The organism is Maribacter antarcticus DSM 21422 (genome assembly GCF_000621125.1).
Taxonomy (GTDB): Bacteria; Bacteroidota; Bacteroidia; order Flavobacteriales; family Flavobacteriaceae; genus Maribacter; species Maribacter antarcticus.
Genome location: NZ_JHZC01000004.1, coordinates 1 through 20,393, shown reverse-complemented (window position 1 = coordinate 20,393; position 20,393 = coordinate 1). Strand labels below are relative to the sequence as shown.

The following is a 20,393-nucleotide window of genomic DNA, read 5'->3' as shown; positions in this document are numbered from 1 at the left end:
ATGAACAAAAAGGAAAACTCCACAACTATAATTCAACAATAATTTATTAGATTTGAAGCTACCTTATATAAAAAGGATTATATGAAGAAATTTCTACCCACACTGCTTTTCCTCTTACCATTACTAGCTATTTCACAATTAAAATCCCCTTCGGATTTTTTGGGTTATGAATTAGGTAGTCAGTTTACGCGACACCATCAAGTATTAGATTATTATGAATATTTAGCAGCACAGGAACCAAATCGAATGGTTTTGAAGGATTATGGAATGACAAATGAACGCAGACGCTTGGTATTAGCCTATGTTTCATCAACCTCCAATATGGGGCAGCTAGAAAATATCAGAAAGGAACATTTAAAAAACACTAAAGGGGCTGGAGAACCGGATAAAGCTATTGTTTGGTTGAGTTATAATGTTCACGGAAACGAGAGCGTGAGTACGGAAGCTTCCATGCAGACGATTTACGATCTATTAACCAAAAAAAGTGATTATTTAGAGAATACTGTGGTTATAATTGACCCATGTATTAATCCTGATGGTCGTGATCGTTATGTAAATTGGTACAACCAGTATAAAAATACACCAAACAATGTAGATTCAAATTCTAAGGAACATCATGAGGGCTGGTGGAGCGGAAGAAGTAATCATTACATGTTCGATTTAAATCGCGATTGGGCATGGTTGACGCAAGTAGAAAGTCAGCAACGCTTAAAAGAATTCAATAAATGGCTGCCTCATGTACATGTAGATTTTCATGAACAAGGTGTGGATAATCCGTATTATTTTGCACCCGCAGCAGAGCCTTATCACGAAGTGATTACCGATTTTCAGCGCGACTTCCAAAAGACCATCGGAAAGAACCACGCCAAATATTTTGATAAAAACGGATGGTTCTATTTTACTAAGGAAGTATTCGATTTACTATACCCCAGTTATGGGGACACCTACCCTACCTATAATGGCAGTATAGGTATGACTTATGAGCAGGGTGGTAGCGGCCGTGCCGGACTCGGAATCATAACTAGTATTGGCGACACCCTTACCCTAAAAGACCGTATAGCCCACCACTATACTACTGGACTTTCTACTGTAGAAGTAGCTAGTAAAAATGCACAGAAATTAAATGACGAATTCAAGAAGTTCTATCAAAACAAAAACTTTAAGTACAAAAGCTATGTCCTAAATGGCAATAGTGACAAGTTAAACACCTTGCGCAGATTACTTGAACAGCACGAGATTGAATATGGATTTGGCACCAGTAGCTCCGCTAAGGGTTTCGATTACGCTACTGGTAAAACAGGCAGCATAAAGGTATCAGAAAACAGTATGGTAGTTTCTACCAACCAATCCAAAGGCACGTTAGTAAAAGTGCTTTTTGAGCCAAAAGCAAAGCTTAGCGATTCCGTTACTTACGATATTACGGCTTGGTCTTTGCCCTATGCTTATGGTCTTGATGCCATTGCATCAGAAAATAACGTGAGTCAGAACAAGAAGATGGTCGCAAGCTTAACTTCTGCAGATAAAATAAACGCAACCAACTATGCTTATGTTAGCGATTGGAACAGCCTTACCGATGCTAAATTCTTAGCGGCACTACTAAATAATGAGATTAGAGTACGTACAGCACACAAGCCTTTTTCGGTTGATGGCGCTTCTTACAAAAGAGGAAGTTTGATTATTACCCTGGCTGATAATAAAAATCATAAAGACTTCGTGGGGACACTTAAATCAGTGTTAAACAATCATCCAGAAATCGATTTAGGTATCGCCACCACTGGATTTGTTGATAGTGGAAAGGATTTTGGATCTAGGTATGTAGATATGATTCCCGATACTAAAATCGCTGTATTGGCCGGAGACCCAACTTCTACACTACGTTTTGGTGAAATATGGCACTTTTTTGAGCAACAATTAGAATATCCTATTGCTGTTTTGGACGAAAGCTACTTTAACCGCATTGAGCTTTCAAAATACGACGTGCTTATCCTACCGGACGGACGTGGATACGGCGGTTTCCTCAAAGAGGATATGACCAAAAAAATAACCGATTGGGTAAGTGCAGGCGGTAAACTCATTGCCATGGGCGGTGCGATTGATGCGCTGGCAACCGACAAAAGCTTTAAAATAAAGAAAAAAGAAATAGAAAAAGATACCACTATAAATCTGCAATCTTTTGATGTTTCCGAACGAGAACGTATAAAATTTTCCATTACAGGTGCTATTTTTAAGACTACTGTTGACCCTACCAACCCTTTGGCCTATGGATATGAGAATAGCTATTTTACCCTAAAACTCGGAAACCGAAGCTATGACTATTTGGATGGTGGCTCTGCTGTATATTTTACCGAAGGTCAAAACACACCCATATCTGGGTTTGCTGGTAGCGAAGCCATAAAACAAATCAATAATAGTTTAGTATTTGGTACACAAAATATGGGCCGTGGAAAAATTATTTACATGGTAGACAACCCACTATTTAGGGGCTTTTGGGAGAATGGAAAACTATTTTTTGCCAATGCATTATTCATGGTGAATTAAAATGCAATCTAAATGAAAGAATACAAAGTTGAAACCCTTATTTATTACAGTAAAATTACGCTAGACACAAAGCATATTGCTAATTCATCAAAAGCGGAAATACAAAAAACACTGGATGAATATGCAAAGGATGGATGGCGTTTGGCTTCTACGGATGCTACCAATTTTGGTGCTGCCGTATATATCTACTTGTATTTTGAACGGTAGGGTTTTAGTACATATGTAATTACTAATTGTCTATTACAAGGGGTTCAGTGAGTTATCCCTATCAAAAACCCGCTTATCTTGCCAACAAATTTGAGGTTGTGTCGTTTTAGTATCCATTGGGAACCGCATGGATGAACGATGTAAAACCAGACTGGTATGGCGAACAATCAAGAACATTTAGGTAAGCTTTTAGAAAAAATAGAGCTATTATTAAAAAGACTAGAGGGCTTTAATGCAGAAGTTAATGAACTAAAGAAGGATGTTTTAAAATTACGAAATAGCCCGTTAGAAGAAGTAGATACACCCATTGAAGCCATAAGCCAAGAGAATCAACCAAAAGAGATTACAGTAGAAATAGAAAAGCCAGTTGATTTTACTGCTAGTCCAATTGAAAAAGAAGAACCTATTCCAGCTCAAAAACAGGCTGCTATCCCTAAAAAAGGAAAATCAGACATTGAGAAATTTATTGGTGAAAACCTTATTAATAAAATTGGTATTCTTATTACCATTATTGGTGTGGTCATCGGTGCTAAATATTCCATAGAAAACAATCTTATCAGTCCGCTGACCCGAATTATTCTAGGTTATGCCCTTGGATTAGGACTTATAGGTTTCGGTATAAAGCTAAAAGTTAAATACACCAGTTATAGTGCTGTCTTGGTTAGTGGAGCTTTAGCCATCATGTACTTTATAACCTTTGCGGGTTATAGTTTTTACGAGCTCTTTCCTCAAATTTTCGCATTTGGACTCATGTTATTGATTACCGTTTTTGGAGTCGTTGCATCCCTAAACTACAACAAGCAAATAATTGCCCATATAGGACTGGTGAGTGCCTATGCCGTACCCTTTTTATTGAGCAACGATTCAGGAAACGTAACAATTCTATTTAGTTATATCGCTATCATTAACCTTGGTATTCTTTTCATTTCGCTTAAAAAGTATTGGAAGGCACTGTATTATGTATCGTTCGCTTTTACATGGTTAAGCTATCTAGTCTGGCGGGTATTCTCCTATCGTTCAGAAGAACATTATCAACTGGCGCTGCTCTTCCTGGTATTATTTTTCATCATATTTTATGCGACGTTCTTAGGTTATAAATTAATTAAATCAGAAAAATTAAAGGTGTCGGATGTATTTATGCTCTTACTAAATTCTTTTATTTTTTATGCTTTAGGATTTAGTTTACTCGAAGAACATGAAACAGGACAACACCTCTTAGGGCTATTTACACTAGCCAATGCCATTGTACATTTCGGGGTAACTGCATTCATCTACAAAAATAAACTTGCAGACAAAAACATATTTTATTTGGCTGCTAGTTTGGTGCTTACCTTTATCACTATTGCCATACCTGTGCAATTAGATGGGAATTGGGTTACGCTATTATGGACGGCAGAGGCTACTTTATTGTTCTGGATTGGCAGGTCTAAACAGGTAAAGGCATACGAATATATGTCCTACCCGTTACTGGTTTTGGCTTTCTTAAGCTTAACCCAAGACTGGGGTAACAGCTACAATTCAGGGTATTATCATGATGATTACACCTCTATGACACCTATTTTGAATAGTACCTTTTTAACAGGTCTACTGTTTCTGATTGCTTTTAGCTTCATTAATTGGATTCAAAATAAGTATGCTTTAGTTCCGGCCAATAGCAAGAAAAATTTTATCTCCAAGATCATGGTATTTGTTATACCAAGCATCCTACTATTTGTACTGTACAGTGTGTTCTATTTGGAACTGGAATATTACTTTTATAAGTTGTTCTGGGCATCGGAAATAGCGATTCAGGATGCGGATGGCTACGATATAACTAACCATAACTATGATTTAAAGGATTTCCAAAGTATTTGGCTTATTAACTATAGTTTATTTTTTATGAGCCTTTTGAGCCTTGTAAATAATGTGAAACTAAAAAATAGAGCGCTAGGGATTATCACTTTGGTATTAGCCATTATGGTTGGATTGGTATTTCTAACCGGCGGACTTTACACCCTTAGTGAGCTTAGGGACAGTTACCTCAGCGGTACTTTGAACGCGTATTATAATATCACTAATTACAATATATGGATACGCTATGTGCCATTTACCTTTTTTGGTTTGTTGGTTGTCTCCATTTATAAATTGATACAGCAAGATTTTCTGCACATCAATTTCAAAATACCATTTGAGCTACTAATACACACCAGTATTTTATGGATAGTAAGTAGTGAACTTATCAATTGGATGGCTATTGCGGAATCTGACCAATCTTATAAACTAGGGATGAGTATCCTTTGGGGCGTATATGCCTTACTCTTAATTATACTTGGTATTTGGAAGAACAAGAAGTATCTGCGTATTTCCGCGATTATGCTTTTTGGTCTTACCTTGGTAAAACTGTTCTTTTACGATATTGCATCGCTTAATGGGATTTCAAAAACTATTGTATTTGTATCCTTAGGGCTATTACTTTTGATTATCTCTTTCTTATACAACAAATACAAATATAAAATTACAGACGAAAATGAAGCGTAAATCTATATATCTATTCTTACTACTTTGCCCTTTGGCCCTTTTAGCCCAACTGACAGAATACAAGGTGCAAATGCCACTCAGTGCGATAAGTGATACTTGGCATACGGTAAAACTTCCAACATCGGTCTTTGATGACATAAAGGACGATTTCTCTGATATCCGTATTTACGGGACTACGGAAAAGGATACGATAGAGGTACCTTATGTATTGCGTTCCTCTGGTCCAACGGGTATCGAGTCAGTACTAGAATTTGAGCTAATCAACAGTACTTCAAATGGTAGCGGTTATTTTTACACCTATGCGGTTCCAGTTAATAAACCTATTAATAAGATGAAGCTTTCTTTTGAAAATGAAAATTTTGATTGGAATGTTACGCTAGAAGGAAGTCATAATCAAAAACAATGGTTTACTATTTTGGAAGACTACAGGATACTGTCTATCCAAAACGGGCAGACTAACTATACGTTTACAGACCTTACTTTTTCAGATGCTGATTACACCTATTACAGAATCCATATAAAAACTGACGATATTCCCCAACTAAAATCCTCAAGTATACGCTTGAACAAGAACGTTCCTGCAACATATGTCGATTATAATACGGAGGACAGCAACATAACCCAAAAAGGAAAAACCACCCAAATTGATATAGACCTAAAAGGCCGTTTCCCTACCACCTATTTGAAAGTGAATATAAAAGACGATTATGACTTTTATAGGCCCATTTCTGTTTCTTATGTAATTGATAGCGCAAAAACCGAGAAGGGATGGAAATACAGTTACCAGAATTTATTTACAGGCACCTTAACTTCATTAGAAAAAAAAGGTTTTTCATTTAAAAACACTATGCTAGGCAAGGTTCGCATCAGCATACAGCATTATGACAATCCTTCCTTAAAAATTGAATCCGTATATCTAAAAGGATATTCCTATGAATTGATAGGACGTTTTGCCGAACCGGCCAAGTACTATTTGGCCTATGGTAATCCTAGGGCTTATGCTCCTAAGTATGATTTGCAACAAACTGGTTTTGAGCTGCCTGAAAATAGTACTTCCCTTACACTTGGAAAAGCAGAAAATATTGACAAGCCTACTACTGTCATACAAGCTCCTCTTTTTGAAAACAAGTGGTGGTTATGGAGTATTATGGGACTTATAATTTTGGTATTAGGTGGCGCTACCTTAAAAATGATGAAAGAGAAGGGATAATCAATTAGACGTTAGAAGAAATCAATAGTTTTCAAAAAGCAAAAATCTAAATTACTTTAAATTTTAATTACGGAAACGATAATTCTTAGAAGACAGAAGTGAATTCAAAACGGTTAAAATTTACTGACTTGAGCTTTTAAAATTATCCCATGAGTTTAATGCATATCATAGCAAATGGTTTAGACAACTATCCTAAAACAGCTGGTTTTTACAGGAAAAAAGTATGAAATTAAACGAAAAATTAACTTGAAATATAAATCGATACTTACTTCTAAAAAAAACATACTCAAACATGTAATACTAAAGTTTCATGTAGAAAAGGAGCTCTGAATTGTCTTATCTAAGTTGTATTCTTAAGATATTTTATTCTTGGCAATAGGTTGATAAATGTTAAACAGGTTCACCGTACAAATCAAAATCTGCTGCTTCCGTGATTTTAATATCCACGAACTCACCTTGTTTTACGTAATGCTTTGCGGCATCGATTAAAACCTCATTGTCTACATCAGGAGAATCAAATTCTGTCCTACCTACAAAATAGTTACCCTCTTTACGATCTATAATACAACGGAAGGTCTGTCCTATTTTCTGTTGGTTTAGCTCCCATGAAATTTGGGATTGTATCTCCATAATCTCATTGGCGCGATCCTGTTTTACATCCTCAGGAACATTGTCCTCCAAATTATAAGCATGGGTATTTTCCTCATGACTATAGGTAAAACAGCCCAAACGCTCAAACCGCATTTCCTCTACCCACTGTTTCAAGGTCTGGAAATCTTCCTCTGTCTCTCCAGGGTATCCAACAATTAAGGTGGTACGAATTGTCATGTTAGGAACGGCCGCCCTAAAGTCTTGCAACAGCTTTGTAGTCTTTGCTTGTGTTGTTCCACGTCGCATACTTTTAAGAATACTATCCGCTATATGCTGTAAAGGAATGTCTAGATAATTACAGACCTTGGGCTCACGGTTCATCACATCTAGTACATCCATCGGAAATCCTGTAGGGAAGGCGTAGTGCAAACGTATCCATTCTATACCATCTACCTTAACCAATTCATTAAGCAGTTCGGCAAGATTCCGTTTTTTGTAAAGATCTAATCCGTAATAGGTAAGGTCTTGTGCGATTAAAACCAATTCTTTAACTCCCTTTGCTGCTAACTTTTCAGCTTCTGTAACCAAATTTTCTATTGGCTTGCTCTTATGTTTACCCCGCATTAAGGGGATAGCACAAAAAGAACATGGCCGATCACAGCCCTCCGCAATTTTCAGATAAGCATAATTCTTAGGCGTTGTAGTCAAACGCTCCCCAATAAGCTCATGCTTATAATCTGCTCCTAATGCTTTTAAAAGGCTAGGTAGTTCACTGGTACCAAAGTATTCATCTACATTTGGAATCTCCTTCTGTAAATCTGGCTTATATCGCTCACTCAGACAACCGGTAACAAAAACCTTATCTACAGTGCCAGCTTCCTTCTTCTGTACATATTCCAAAATCGTATTTATGCTCTCTTCCTTTGCATTAGCAATAAACCCACAGGTATTGATTACAACCACATTGCCTTTCTCCTCATGCACCACATCTTTATTGTTGGCTTTCAACTGGCCCATCAGTACTTCAGAATCGTAGACATTTTTGCTACACCCTAGCGTTACTACGTTGATTTTGTTCTTCTTAAGTGATTTTGTACGCATAGCTTTTTTTATGGGAACGGATTACCGTTTAAGGAGGTGCAAAAATACAATATGACTACCGAACAAGTCCTCTTTCACACGATTTCTTTGATATATACGTTAAACCATTCAGGCAAGTCGGTGTCCAACACTAAAACCATAGTTATGAAAAATAAAACACGTGTGTTTTTTTTGATTATAGGGCTGTTATCTATAGCCTGTTCTACAGATGCTGATCCTACAATCCAAGATGATATAATTACGGAAGAAATAGCCGAAAACCTGTATTTTCCACCCTTAAATTCCGCCAAATGGGAAACTATACCCATGACAGAACTAAAATGGAACGAGGTTACTTCGCAAGCATTATATACGTTCTTAGAAGAAAAAAACACGAAAGCTTTTATAGTGCTAAAAAACGGGAGAATAGTCGTAGAATGGTATGGAACGGATTTTACCCAGGACTCCCCATGGTATTGGGCATCGGCAGGAAAAACATTGACCTCATTTACCACAGGAATCGCTCAAGAGGAAGGCTTTTTAGCATTGACGGATAAAAGTTCCGATTACCTGGGTGAAGGTTGGACATCACTCACCACAGAAAAAGAGGGTTTGATTACCGTTTGGAACCAATTGAGCATGACTACTGGAATGGATGATACCCAAGGAGATTGCAAAACACCTGATTGCCTTACCTATATAGCAGATGCAGGAACACGCTGGTCTTACCATAACGCGCCCTATACCTTATTGCAAGATGTGATTACCAATGCTTCCAATACCGATTTCCCGATCTATTTTAATTCTAAATTAAGGGACCGGATTGGAATGACCGGCCAGTGGCTCTCAACCAATGAATCCAATAATGTGTATTGGAGTACTGCACGCAGTATGGCGCGGTTTGGACTCTTAAACCTGAACGATGGGGTCTGGGATAAAACAGCGATACTTGGAGATACCCGTTTTCTAGAAGGTATGAAAAATACTTCTCAACCCTTAAATAAATCCTATGGTTATCTATGGTGGTTAAACGGTAAAGAAAGTGCTATGATACCGCAATCCCAGGTTATTTTTGAGACGACACTTATGCCCAATGCTCCTGAAGACTTATATGCGGGACTAGGAAAAAACGACCAGAAACTATATATCGTTCCTAGTCAAAACTTAGTCATAGTGAGAATGGGAGAAGCTACTGGAGTAGCCACCCTTGGACCTTCAAGTTTTGATAATGAGTTGTGGGAATTGATAAATTCAGTAATTGATTAGGTAATACTAAAATTACACTAATGTACTTACCAAACCACAAATTGAGATTGCTAAGGGTAGATTCATATTCTATCGATACCCCATGGGCATTTCCCTCTTCCTAAAGGTCTTTTCATAAGCCGCTCCCAACCTTAATAATTCGACTTCTTTAAATTGTTTAGCGATAAAGGTAAGGCTTATAGGTTCTCCAGAATTTTTATATCCCATTGGCACCGTCAACGCTGGATATTTGGCGACAGCAGCATAACCAGCATGGTAGTTATTAATGGATAGCACAGCATCCAAATCCTTCGTGTCCATTACAGTATCAAAGAACGTCCGTCCGCTATTTTCCAACCGCTGCTTTATCTCCTCCAAATCTTTTACACTTGTGCTATCTACCAGAATACCGTGGAACAAAGCTTGTCCGTATGGAATGTGAAGTAGCGAGTCAGTAGAATTAAAAGTGACGGCATCGGCAATACCCCTAATCTTAACCTCTCCTGAATCGGTGTTTTTTTCAAGATAATTAGGCAAATCATTCCGCATGTCTATATTCAGAATGCTCGAAAATCCGTCCATGGTAACTTCTGGAGGTATAAATTCGATGATTTCGGCCCCCAAGGAGCGCATACTTTCTACAGTAGCCTTATAGACGGAATCGCTTTCCATTAATGTGGAAAAAGCACCAAGGCGTATTTCCTTGAAGTCTATAGGATGAAGACCAGCGGACAATATGCCAGGGAATTGGTCATTGACTGACCTAACATCTTCCATATCATAACCCATCATTGCAGACAACAAAATAGCATTGTCTATTATATTTTTGGTCATAGGTCCGGGTGTATCCAAAGTGCTAGAAATTGGAACAATTCCAGAGCGACTCAACAAACCAATAGTAGGTTTTAGGCCCACCACTGAATTTTGGCTACTTGGCGATAAGATAGAACCTGAAGTTTCTGTTCCTACAGCTGCAACTGCATAATTAGCCGCTACCGAGGTACCACTTCCAGAACTGGAGCCGCCCGTTTCAAACACACCTCTTCCATATGGATTCATGGTCTGGCCACCAACGGCACTATAACCTACCGGACATCCAGAGCATAAAAAATAGGCCCATTCACTCAAGTTGACCTTACCAAGTATCAAAGCACCTTTTTGCTTTAATTGGGCAACGATAAAAGCGTCATCCACCACATTGTCCATAAGGGCTATGGCACCTGCAGTGGTATTCATTCCTATAGTGTTTATATTATCTTTTAATAAAATAGGCATTCCGTAAATAGGGTGTGTAGACTCGGGTGTGGCTCCATTTTTAATCAGTACGTCCAAAGCTCTCGCTTCATCAAGGACATTTTGGTTTAGCGCTAGTATTGTGTTTAGGGTTTTTTTGTTATCCAGTTCATATTCATAGATGCGATACAAATAAAACAGCACCAAATGCTCATAGGTCAACAAGCCATCCTTTATACCTTTTTGAAGAGAAAAAATATTTTGCTCTAAAATCAATGGTTTTAAGGCTTTATAGGTCTCCTCGGTCATTACAGAAACTTCATCATACAATGGAAGAAATACATCATTTTTATCCAACACCTTAGATTGTATTAAACGATACCGCATGCGTTTGATTTCATGATTGGTATTTGCGGCTACGTCTGCTGCATCATCATAAGGCTCCCAAATACGAAGCTTCTCAAACGTTTCCTTTGAGCCTTGGTTACAACAAGCCATTGAAACACAAAACAGCACTGCCAACACCTTTCTCATCGCTATTCCCTTTTAGACTTTTCTATTTTTTCCCAAACCCTAATCTTTCTCTGATTCATTCGTACAAACTCGTCTTTTCCAAGGGTTTTTGCAATTTCCATAGACTTTGCTGCAGATAAAACAGCAGCTGTATACAACTCCAATTCCGCCTGCAACAAAGATTTTATACGGTAAAAATAATAGGTCTCCCCACCTATAGCCAAGGCTTTATTTACGTATTCTAAGGCTTGGGAAGTTTTGATACCCTGTTCCTGATAATAGCGAGCTATTTCATAATAGGTCTGTGGCGTAGGGGCATTCTCCAGCCTTTCCTGAATCTGCTTATCCATAACACCTTTTGTATCCACCGCAATGGGGACCGTAATTTTGGTATGGGCCCACTGCCAATTCATAGCAGCGGTATCGTGAGTGATTTCATCAAAGGAGATCATAAAATTCTCTTGAAAAGTTAAGACTTTAGAAGGTATAACAGTCACCCGTAATGCATCTTCAGAAGGGTCATATGCTGTTCTTCCATCTCCCCAATGTGTCGTGTTTTTATGAAAAACAATTTGCCATTCTTCTTTTGATAGAAAAGCGTACAGCGCGTAGGTCCCTTTTGAAATAGGATTTCCTATAACCGTAACATCTGTATCAAAAGTGATTTTGGTAGACTCATTTGCCCCAACACGCCAAATACGGTTATAAGGAACCAAACCCGGTATGCCGGCAGAACCTTCTCCAAAGATGACCCTTCCCTTTACAGCAGGTCTAGAATATTCTATAATAATAGAAGATAGACCAATATGCTGTACTATTCTGGCAAATGGACTTGCTTTAGGGTGCTCCAGTTGCCCCCAAGAACTTGCGTAAACACAAAAAATTAAAAATAAATGTGACGTTTTCAACCTTTTATTGTAAAAAAAGAATCTACAAATTCATACTTATTAAATACTTGTAAATCTTCTAAATCTTCCCCTACTCCGATGTATTTAACAGGAATCTGAAATTGGTCGGAGATTCCTATAACGACACCACCTTTTGCGGTCCCGTCTAATTTTGTAACCGCTAAAGCTGTCACTTCGGTAGCTTTGGTAAATTGCTTTGCCTGTTCAAAGGCATTTTGCCCCGTAGAACCATCCAACACCAATAATACCTCGTGTGGTGTACCTTCTACTACCTTTTGCATTACCCTCTTTACTTTCGTAAGCTCATTCATGAGGTTTACTTTGTTGTGTAAGCGTCCGGCTGTATCTATAATAACCACATCCGCATCTTGGGTTACGGCTGAACTAAGGGTGTCAAAAGCGACCGAAGCTGGGTCACTGCCCATTTGTTGTTTAACAATAGGTACGCCAACGCGATCTGCCCAAACTTGTAACTGATCTATAGCCGCTGCCCTAAAGGTGTCCGCAGCTCCTAAAACCACCTTATAGCCCTGCTTTTTTAATTGAAAAGCTAACTTACCTATAGTCGTTGTTTTACCGGCTCCGTTAACCCCTACTACCATAATCACATAAGGCTTTTTACCCTTTGGAATGTGAATCTCCGTAGCATCACCGGTATGGGTTTCGGATAGTAGACCTGCTATTTCTTCCCGTAAGATTTCATTAAGCTCGTCCGTACCCATATATTTATCTTTGGTAACTCGAGCTTCAATTCGCGCTATAATTTTCAAGGTCGTGTCCACGCCAACATCTGATGAAACAAGGACTTCTTCCAGGTTATCCAGTACATCGTCATCTACCTTAGACTTTCCTGCAACCGCCTTACCTAGTTTAGAAAAGAAGCTTGTTTTAGTCTTTTCTAGTCCTTTATCCAAACTTTCCTTCTTCTGGGAAGAAAATATCTTTTTAAATAAACTCATTTTAGTATTGAATAATTAATCAAATATAAAACTTAAAAAGCCCCTTTCGAAAGAAAGAGGCTTTTTAAGTTTTAATACCGATGTATTATTTCTTTGCAATCCAAGCATCTACCATATCTGGAGCCATAACCGACTCAACAAATACGTAAGCACCACTTTTTGGTGACTTTACCATCTTAATCGCTTTTGTTAATCTTTTGGAGCTTGTCTGTAAACTTGCTACGGTCTTCTTTGCCATGACTAATTATCTTTTATTGTCAATTTCGTACTTATCCTGAAATCGTTTCAGTAAGCTCGGAAATTAATTTATTTAATTTCTTTATGAACTGTCATCCTTTTTAGGATAGGATTGAACTTTTTAATTTCCATCCTTTCTGGAGTGTTCTTCTTATTCTTGGTAGTAATATACCTAGACGTCCCAGCTTGTCCCGATTCTTTGTGCTCGGTACATTCTAAAATAACTTGTATTCTGTTGCCTTTTTTTGCCATCGTAATCTATAATTTTCGGGATTATTTTACTAACCCTTTAGCTTTTGCTTCTTTCAACACAGCTGAAATACCCTTCTTGTTGATGCTCTTTAAAGCTCTTGCGGAAACTTTCAAAGTAACCCAACGGTCCTCTTCAGGAATGTAAAATTTCTTTTTAGAAAGATTTACATCAAATCTTCTTCTGGTCTTATTAATTGAGAAGGAAACGTTATTTCCGAACATTGCTCTCTTTCCGGTAATCTCACAAACTTTAGACATTGTGTCGAATTTTTCTTTTAAACAGGATGCAAATTTATATCATTTTTATCTTACAGCCAACATTCTACTTCACATTTTTGAAATTTCTTTTTGAAGCAGTTCAAAGGCCTTATTTACAGACTTTTGAACAATACGTTCTCTATGCGTACCCATTTGAAATTTTTCTACAAATACACCTTTTGGCGAAGCTATAGCGATACAGACAACTCCCACAGCAGCATCTGAGTCTCCCTTGGAAGGACCTGCATTACCCGTTGTAGCAATGGCAAAATCGGTTTTCAATAGCTCTTGTACTCCAGAAGCCATAGCCACAGCCACCTGCTCACTTACTACGGAGTACTGGTCTATTATTTTTTCTGGCACATTTAGCACCTTTATTTTAGTTTCTGTCGCGTAGCTTATAACACTGCCTTTAAAGTAGGCAGATGCTCCTGGAATAGCCGTGAGCAGTGATGCAATCTTACCTCCTGTAAAGCTCTCTGCACTTGCTACGGTTAGACCCTTCGCTTTTAGTAGTTTGGCTACTACCTCCTCTATAGTTTCTTCATCTTCCGTGCCATATACAATAGCTCCTAGGAGCGGAAGTAATTTTTTATGCTCTGCTTCTATGGCCGCCTTTAAAACGTCATAATCAGCTCCCTTTGCAGTCATTCGCAACCTTACCTTTCCTAAATTGGGCAAATAGGCTAGTTTGACAAACGGAGGCAATTCATCCTCCCAGGCTTCAATTTTCTGCGCAATGGCACTTTCTCCTAATCCATAAGTAACAATAGTTCTATGAATAATATGGGGTCGTTCATAAAACGCCACCAATTTGGGCAATACTTCCACCTTCATCAAGTTTTTCATCTCAAAAGGGACACCAGGCAAGGAAATAAAAGTTGTACCATCCTCATGAATCCACATTCCAGGAGCAGTGCCATGTGCATTATGTAGTACTTTTGCTTTACTAGGCAAAAGCGCTTGCTTTCGATTTAAATCAGATATCGGAGTTGATATATACTTAGCAAAAAGCATTTCTACATGCGCTAGAACATTTTTATTTTCAACCAATACATCATTAAAGAACCTACAAAAAGTATGTTTGGTAATATCATCCTTGGTAGGCCCTAGGCCCCCGGTAACGATAACAATATCAACCTTCGATTTTGCATTAGCTAAAGCATGAAGGATGTGCTCTTTTTCGTCTTGAACCGAAGTAATCTGATAAACAGAAACACCTATTTTATTGAGTTCTTTAGCGATAAAGGCAGAATTTGTATCCACTATCTGTCCAATGAGAATCTCATCACCGATTGTAATTATTTCTGCTAGCATTAGCAGTCAAAATCATTCTTCAACTCAGAAACCACCTGATGGATATCTGCGCTAAGTAATGGGAAGATTCGTTTGATTTCTTCCATATTAGATTCGCTTTTACCAAGTGTCTCCATCTCCAAAGCAGCAGCACGGGTTTGCTCCATTCCTAACAAATCTACATTAGGCTTTATTTTATGTGCCAACTGATACACCTGTTGATAATCATCCTCCGCTAAGGCCTTTTTCAAAGCCAACAAATCTTCTGGAACTTCTTCAAGAAAAACAGAAACTACAGAATTTATGAAATCCTGATCCCCCTCTGCCATCTCATTAATTTTATCAAGACTATAAATCATTATTTAATTCTTACGTTAAAAAGTTCCTTGTTTTCCAAACTACCCGAAAGATAGTCATTTGCCGCTACTTTCCCAACACCTGCAGGCGTACCCGTAAAAAGCACGTCTCCTTTCTTCAACATAAAAAAGGTAGACACGTAAGCAATGAGCTCATCTACTTTCCAGAGCATAAGACCTGTATTTCCAGATTGCACAATCTCGTTATTCTTTTTTAGATCGAAACTCAGGTCGTTCAAGTCTTTAAAATTGGTTTTAGGCAACCATTCCCCAATAACAGCCGCACCATCAAAACCCTTGGCCTTTTCCCATGGTAAACCCTTTTCCTTTAAGGTAGTTTGTAAGTCCCGTGCTGTAAAATCAATTCCCAAACCAATTTCATCATAATAGGTATGTGCAAAAGAAGCCTTTATATGCTTCCCTACTTTTTTGATTTTGAACAAAACTTCCACTTCATAATGGACATCATTAGAAAACTCCGGAATATAAAAATCCTGTTCTTTAGGTAGTAGTGAAGAGTCCGGTTTTATAAACACAACGGGTTCCGTAGGTTTTTCATTTTTGAGTTCTGCAATATGATCGGTATAATTTCTACCTATACAAATAATTTTCATCTATCTTTTTTACTTTTTGGATATTTAGATACTAATTGAGGGTATCAAACCTTTTTAATTTCCCTCGGATACAATAACGAAATCCAACCATTCTCAGAGGCCGAAAACCAAGGTTCTATAATTTTTATTTTTTTGACACTCTGCAGCAAAAGTGGGTGCAAAAAGGTCTTGTATTACTTTACTTTTAATAATTTAATTAAGAACTCGTGAATAGCATAAGCTTTGTGCATAAGAAGCCTCATCTAACTCAGTTTAGTGTTTAGCTTGCTAAGTTTAATCTGTGTCAATACTTTTTTAGTGTACAAGGGGAAATCAGCATTAAGCATCCACCCAAAATATCCAGGTTCTTTTTCCAGAACATCGTGTACTTTCTTTCCTTTGTGTTTTCCGAAGGAAAAGATTTCATCGCCATGCTCATCCAAGGCTATAAACCCCGCAAAATCTACCGATTGCTTCCTTCTTGAAAATTCCGATAATTTCTTAATATTATTTTCCAGTTCGGGGTACCTGTCCAACTGTGAAAGCAAGACCTCGTAGGTAGCATTGGTATCCGCAGCTGCACTATGAGCATCAGTCAAATCCTTATCGCAATAAAATTTATACGCAGCTCCTAGGGTACGTTTTTCCATTTTATGAAAAATGGTTTGGACATCTACAGAGACGGTATGCTTCATGTCAAAATCGATTCCAACACGTAAAAGCTCCTCAGCTAGCAATGGAATATCGAATCGGTCAGAATTAAATCCACCCAAATCGGCATCCTTTATCATTGTGTAAATTTCCTTTGAAAGGTCATTGAAGGTGGGTTCGTTGGCCACCTTTTCGTTGGAAATACCATGAATTACTATTACTTCATCAGGTATAATCATTTCAGGATTAACGAGCCATGTTTTGCTTTCCTTATTGCCATTAGGAAAAACCTTAAGTATGGCAATTTCTACTATACGATCTTTGGCTACATTAGTACCGGTTGTTTCTAAATCAAAAAAACAAATGGGTCTGGTAAGTTTTAATTCCATGAGTATGGGTCTTTTTACAAAGATAGGTCTTAGGGATTGTTTGAAAATAATTCAAGGGCTTTTTTCCCTCATTTGTACGATAACTAAAAAACTGATTCTTTTTAATAGGTTATAAATTCTAAATTAACCTTAGTGAATGCCTTTTTATTCCCCACATCTTATTATCTGAAATTATTTATACATTCCTAGATTCTTTTCAAGACACATCAAATCCTACAGCACCTAATTCATTTAAGATGCATTCTTATAATCTGAAGGTTAATGGTGCTATTAAAGGAAAACCAAAAGTGTAATTAAAACCTACGCTAAAGCTAAATTGAAAATCAACTGCTATTTGTTTTAGGTCTAGCAAAACATTTTCTGGGGATGCATCTCTGAAATGGAGATTTACCTAATCACCTATAAACTCAAAACTACCTGAATAGATAATCGAAAATCCATTAAAAACCTAAACCTAAGTACTACAAAAAGGCTAACCCGTGGTAACCTGTTGTATATGATATCAAGGTAGACAACAATTTAACTGAATATCCGAGGAATGATTGAAGATGACTTTAACGTATCTATTAAAAATTTAGCCTATATACAATTCCAATGCGGCAGGTAAAATTATTTTTCTACGCAACACTTGATATATAAGGGAAAATATTGCAATCGAAAACAGGGTTTATATACGTTGTAAAAATAGATATTAGTAACCGTATTATACCGTGTACCGCTAAAAAAACCTATCGAATAAACGGAAATATTTAGCGCTAACATACTATCAAAAATCAAATTAGGCCTTATTTTATTGCGTATGTCCGTGTAAAATATTGATACTCCCCTGAACATTTAAATCCAAAAATAAGTCCTGCAATCCAAAACGTTAGCTGCCTCATAAATGAACAACAGTAAATTAGTTTAAGATTAATTATACAATTAGCAAAGTACTTTAGGGTTCCTTATTCTAAGTAGTAGGTGATTTTTTTATCAACATCGAATTACACTTAATCGATAAATCGTGCAGTACAACGAAACTAATATTTTTTTTATTACTACGTATATTCCTACATTTTGCAATTTAAGTATGTTACTAACCGATAATTTTTAACATGTTATCGAATTTTTTTCTATTTGTTAAGAATATTTTAACAAATATATTTATTTCACACTTTAAAAAACTAACAAAATAAACCTCAAAATGAAAAAAAATTACATTTTTTACAGTTTTTTAGTTTTTGTACTGATGTTATTTATTTCTCTTCCATTACAAGTTTTAGGCAACGATAAGAAGACTAAAAACACAGAAAACTTTTTTGAAAGCTTGAATCATTCAAGTTTCTCATCCTTATTGTTTGGTAATTTTATAGAGACTTCTGATGTTTCTGCCAATAAAATGATTGGACCATTACTTGAAAATGGAGATTATTATTCCAAATCTTCCACACCAAAGAAAATTTCAAAAATTAATCAAGTAGGTGCTAAAGATGATTATTCTAACCCTCCAAATTGTGATGTTTGTCAATCACATGGTAAACATGATCATGTTAGCGGATGGAAACTGCGTTATGTTGGTCCTATAAGTCCAGCAAGCATTCAGTTTAAAACAGATGGTTACAGTAATACTACGTATAGTGGTACGCACTCATTTAATGACATCATATTTATAGAGGCAGAGGATAGATTTGGAACAAATTCAGAATTCACTGTTAACGGTGTTAAGTTTGATAGTCATACGTCGTGTTCAAAACCAACTGAAGTTGGCATGGGTATTAGCACCAACGATAAATTTGTTACAAATCCAAATCCTAATGACCAGGTTATAATGTTTATAATTGAAGACATTGCAACTGCAGAAGATGGATGGTGTGGTGACACAGGTTCTAATCCTCCAATTAATGGTTGTACTGCAACATTTGTTAATGAAAGCAATAAGAATAGAGTTTTATGGAGGTACTTAGGAAAGGATAAGTGGGGTAATAAAACAACTATTGCTTCTGGAAAATCGGTAACTAAAAATGTTGCTGATGGCGAAACGTGGGAAATTTGGAACACGGATGATGATACAAAAATTAAACAATGGACAATTGACTGTTCTGGTGGGAATCCAGAATATACCTTTGGATCTGGTGGGGGTCCTAATCCTCCTGAAGATTGTGACGTTTGTCAATCACATGGTGACCATGATCATGTTAGTGCTTTTTACTTGCGTTATGTAGGCCCTAGTCCTGCTAGTATTAAGTTTGAGACTGGTGGTTACAGTAATACAAAGTATAGTGGTACGCACTCATTTGGTGATTACATTCTTATACAAGCGGCTGATAGATTTGGAACCAATTCAAAATTCACTGTAAATGGTGTTTCCTTTGATAGTCATACGTCATGTTCTCAACCAACTGAAGTTGGTATGGGTATTAGCACCAAGGATAAATTTGTTACAAACCCAAATCCTAATGATAAGGATATAATGTTTATCATAGAAGGAATTTCAACAGCTGAGGATGGTTCTTGTGGGATATTTACTCCACCAACACCAGCATCAACATCATTAGGTGATACTGTTTTCCTAGATGCAAACCAAAATGGTATTCAAAATGCCGGTGAAAATGGTGTATCAGGCGTTATAGTTAACTTACTAAACTGTGGTGGTACTCAGGTGGGTACAACTACAACTAATTCTAGCGGAAATTATTTATTTTCCGATTTAGACCCTAACATTAATTATATAGTAGAGTTTATAACACCTACTAATTTTATAGTATCACCCGCTAATCAAGGTGGTAATGATACTAACGATTCAGATGCAGGTCCAAATGGTAGAACCGCATGTATAGATTTAGCGCCTAACGTATACAACTCAACGGTAGACGCTGGTATTTATAATCCTACGACACCTCCACCTCCTGAGGATTGTGATGTATGCCAATCACATGGTGATCACGATCATGTTAGTGCATTTTACTTGCGTTATGTAGGTCCTGTAAGTCCTGCTAATATTAAGTTTGAGACTGATGGGTATAGTAATACAAAGTATAGTGGTACACACTCATTTGGTGATTACATTCTTATACAAGCGGCTGATAGATTTGGAACCAATTCAAAATTCACTGTAAATGGTGTTTCTTTTGATAGTCATACGTCATGTTCTCAACCAACTGAAGTTGGTATGGGTATTAGCACCAAGGATAAATTTGTTACAAACCCAAATCCTAATGATCCGGATATAATGTTTATTATAGAAGGAATTTCAACTGCGGAAGATGGTTCTTGTGGGGTATTTAATCCACCTGTAGCATCACTAGGAGATACCGTTTTCTTAGATGAAGATGAAGATGGTATTCAAGATCCAGGAGAAGAAGGCGTATCAGGAGTTACAGT

17 protein-coding genes are annotated in these 20,393 nt (G+C 37.2%); 6 read left to right on the top strand and 11 right to left on the bottom strand.

The genetic code is table 11. The features are described from left to right. The first annotated feature begins 81 nt into the window (after positions 1-81). The 4 genes from Q360_RS0100085 to Q360_RS0100070 all read left to right on the top strand — a co-directional run bounded on the left by Q360_RS0100085 (position 82) and on the right by Q360_RS0100070 (position 6,472). Positions 82-2,538, top strand: a complete 2,457-nt coding sequence (locus Q360_RS0100085; RefSeq protein ID WP_027075274.1) for a M14 family metallopeptidase — start codon at positions 82-84, stop codon at positions 2,536-2,538. Between the two features lie 12 nt (positions 2,539-2,550). Further along, a complete protein-coding gene (locus Q360_RS0100080; protein ID WP_027075273.1) occupies positions 2,551-2,745 on the top strand; it encodes a DUF4177 domain-containing protein in 195 nt (64 codons plus the stop codon). A gap of 156 nt (positions 2,746-2,901) precedes the next feature. Beyond that, positions 2,902-5,262 (top strand): DUF2339 domain-containing protein, encoded by a 2,361-nt coding sequence (locus Q360_RS0100075; RefSeq protein WP_027075272.1) that lies wholly within the window; start codon positions 2,902-2,904, stop codon positions 5,260-5,262. Further along, entirely contained in the window at positions 5,252-6,472 is a 1,221-nt protein-coding gene (locus tag Q360_RS0100070; protein ID WP_027075271.1) for a DUF3999 family protein, read from the top strand. The genes Q360_RS0100075 and Q360_RS0100070 overlap by 11 nt, the downstream gene beginning before the upstream one ends. A gap of 390 nt (positions 6,473-6,862) precedes the next feature. On the opposite strand, the gene rimO is transcribed toward Q360_RS0100070, so the two are convergent. Further along, on the bottom strand, positions 6,863-8,164 hold the full coding sequence (rimO, locus tag Q360_RS0100065) for a 30S ribosomal protein S12 methylthiotransferase RimO (RefSeq protein WP_027075270.1): 1,302 nt from the start codon (positions 8,162-8,164) through the stop codon (positions 6,863-6,865). Between the two features lie 144 nt (positions 8,165-8,308). Here rimO and Q360_RS0100060 point away from each other — a divergent pair, with 144 nt between their 5' ends. After that, the gene (locus tag Q360_RS0100060; protein WP_027075269.1) at positions 8,309-9,409 is read left to right on the top strand and encodes a serine hydrolase domain-containing protein; all 1,101 of its coding nucleotides are present in this window, start codon (positions 8,309-8,311) and stop codon (positions 9,407-9,409) included. A gap of 69 nt (positions 9,410-9,478) precedes the next feature. Here Q360_RS0100060 and Q360_RS0100055 read toward each other — a convergent pair whose 3' ends face one another. The 10 genes from Q360_RS0100055 to Q360_RS0100010 form a co-directional block, all read right to left on the bottom strand. Next, a complete protein-coding gene (locus Q360_RS0100055; protein WP_027075268.1) occupies positions 9,479-11,155 on the bottom strand; it encodes an amidase family protein in 1,677 nt (558 codons plus the stop codon). A gap of 2 nt (positions 11,156-11,157) precedes the next feature. Continuing rightward, entirely contained in the window at positions 11,158-12,042 is an 885-nt protein-coding gene (locus Q360_RS0100050; protein WP_027075267.1) for a DUF2911 domain-containing protein, read from the bottom strand. Then, positions 12,039-13,001: a signal recognition particle-docking protein FtsY gene (gene ftsY / locus Q360_RS0100045; RefSeq protein ID WP_027075266.1), complete on the bottom strand. Its 963-nt coding sequence runs from the start codon at positions 12,999-13,001 to the stop codon at positions 12,039-12,041. The genes Q360_RS0100050 and ftsY overlap by 4 nt, the downstream gene beginning before the upstream one ends. Positions 13,002-13,086: 85 nt before the next feature. Then, positions 13,087-13,239, bottom strand: a complete 153-nt coding sequence (locus Q360_RS25030; RefSeq protein ID WP_084273318.1) for a DUF4295 domain-containing protein — start codon at positions 13,237-13,239, stop codon at positions 13,087-13,089. A 68-nt stretch (positions 13,240-13,307) separates the two neighbouring features. After that, entirely contained in the window at positions 13,308-13,490 is a 183-nt protein-coding gene (gene rpmG, locus Q360_RS0100035) for a 50S ribosomal protein L33 (RefSeq protein WP_027075265.1), read from the bottom strand. A gap of 21 nt (positions 13,491-13,511) precedes the next feature. Further along, positions 13,512-13,748, bottom strand: coding sequence for a 50S ribosomal protein L28 (gene rpmB / locus Q360_RS0100030; protein ID WP_027075264.1), 237 nt, complete (start codon positions 13,746-13,748; stop codon positions 13,512-13,514). Positions 13,749-13,817: 69 nt separating this feature from the next. Further along, a complete protein-coding gene (locus Q360_RS0100025; protein WP_027075263.1) occupies positions 13,818-15,065 on the bottom strand; it encodes a competence/damage-inducible protein A in 1,248 nt (415 codons plus the stop codon). Beyond that, positions 15,065-15,403 carry an Hpt domain-containing protein gene (locus Q360_RS0100020; RefSeq protein WP_027075262.1) on the bottom strand — a complete coding sequence of 113 codons (339 nt, stop codon included), beginning with the start codon at positions 15,401-15,403 and terminating at the stop codon, positions 15,065-15,067. The genes Q360_RS0100025 and Q360_RS0100020 overlap by 1 nt, the downstream gene beginning before the upstream one ends. Next, the gene (locus tag Q360_RS0100015) at positions 15,403-16,014 is read right to left on the bottom strand and encodes a fumarylacetoacetate hydrolase family protein (protein ID WP_027075261.1); all 612 of its coding nucleotides are present in this window, start codon (positions 16,012-16,014) and stop codon (positions 15,403-15,405) included. The genes Q360_RS0100020 and Q360_RS0100015 overlap by 1 nt, the downstream gene beginning before the upstream one ends. 242 nt (positions 16,015-16,256) lie before the next feature. After that, entirely contained in the window at positions 16,257-17,033 is a 777-nt protein-coding gene (locus tag Q360_RS0100010; RefSeq protein WP_027075260.1) for a 3'-5' exonuclease, read from the bottom strand. Positions 17,034-18,339: 1,306 nt separating this feature from the next. On the opposite strand from Q360_RS0100010, the gene Q360_RS21790 reads away from it, so the two are divergent. Further along, a partial coding sequence (locus tag Q360_RS21790) for an SdrD B-like domain-containing protein (protein WP_211251554.1) occupies positions 18,340-20,393 on the top strand: 2,054 nt, incomplete at its 3' end.

Coding starts and splice junctions, on each gene's coding strand:
- Q360_RS0100075 (WP_027075272.1), top strand. CDS start 2,902: ATGGCGAACAATCAAGAACATTTAGGTAAGCTTTTAGAAAAAATAGAG.
- Q360_RS0100085 (WP_027075274.1), top strand. CDS start 82: ATGAAGAAATTTCTACCCACACTGCTTTTCCTCTTACCATTACTAGCT.
- Q360_RS0100070 (WP_027075271.1), top strand. CDS start 5,252: ATGAAGCGTAAATCTATATATCTATTCTTACTACTTTGCCCTTTGGCC.
- rpmG (WP_027075265.1), bottom strand. CDS start 13,490: ATGGCAAAAAAAGGCAACAGAATACAAGTTATTTTAGAATGTACCGAG.
- Q360_RS0100055 (WP_027075268.1), bottom strand. CDS start 11,155: ATGAGAAAGGTGTTGGCAGTGCTGTTTTGTGTTTCAATGGCTTGTTGT.
- Q360_RS25030 (WP_084273318.1), bottom strand. CDS start 13,239: ATGGCAAAGAAGACCGTAGCAAGTTTACAGACAAGCTCCAAAAGATTA.
- rpmB (WP_027075264.1), bottom strand. CDS start 13,748: ATGTCTAAAGTTTGTGAGATTACCGGAAAGAGAGCAATGTTCGGAAAT.
- Q360_RS0100080 (WP_027075273.1), top strand. CDS start 2,551: ATGAAAGAATACAAAGTTGAAACCCTTATTTATTACAGTAAAATTACG.
- Q360_RS0100060 (WP_027075269.1), top strand. CDS start 8,309: ATGAAAAATAAAACACGTGTGTTTTTTTTGATTATAGGGCTGTTATCT.
- Q360_RS0100025 (WP_027075263.1), bottom strand. CDS start 15,065: ATGCTAGCAGAAATAATTACAATCGGTGATGAGATTCTCATTGGACAG.
- Q360_RS0100015 (WP_027075261.1), bottom strand. CDS start 16,014: ATGAAAATTATTTGTATAGGTAGAAATTATACCGATCATATTGCAGAA.
- Q360_RS0100010 (WP_027075260.1), bottom strand. CDS start 17,033: ATGGAATTAAAACTTACCAGACCCATTTGTTTTTTTGATTTAGAAACA.
- rimO (WP_027075270.1), bottom strand. CDS start 8,164: ATGCGTACAAAATCACTTAAGAAGAACAAAATCAACGTAGTAACGCTA.
- ftsY (WP_027075266.1), bottom strand. CDS start 13,001: ATGAGTTTATTTAAAAAGATATTTTCTTCCCAGAAGAAGGAAAGTTTG.
- Q360_RS0100020 (WP_027075262.1), bottom strand. CDS start 15,403: ATGATTTATAGTCTTGATAAAATTAATGAGATGGCAGAGGGGGATCAG.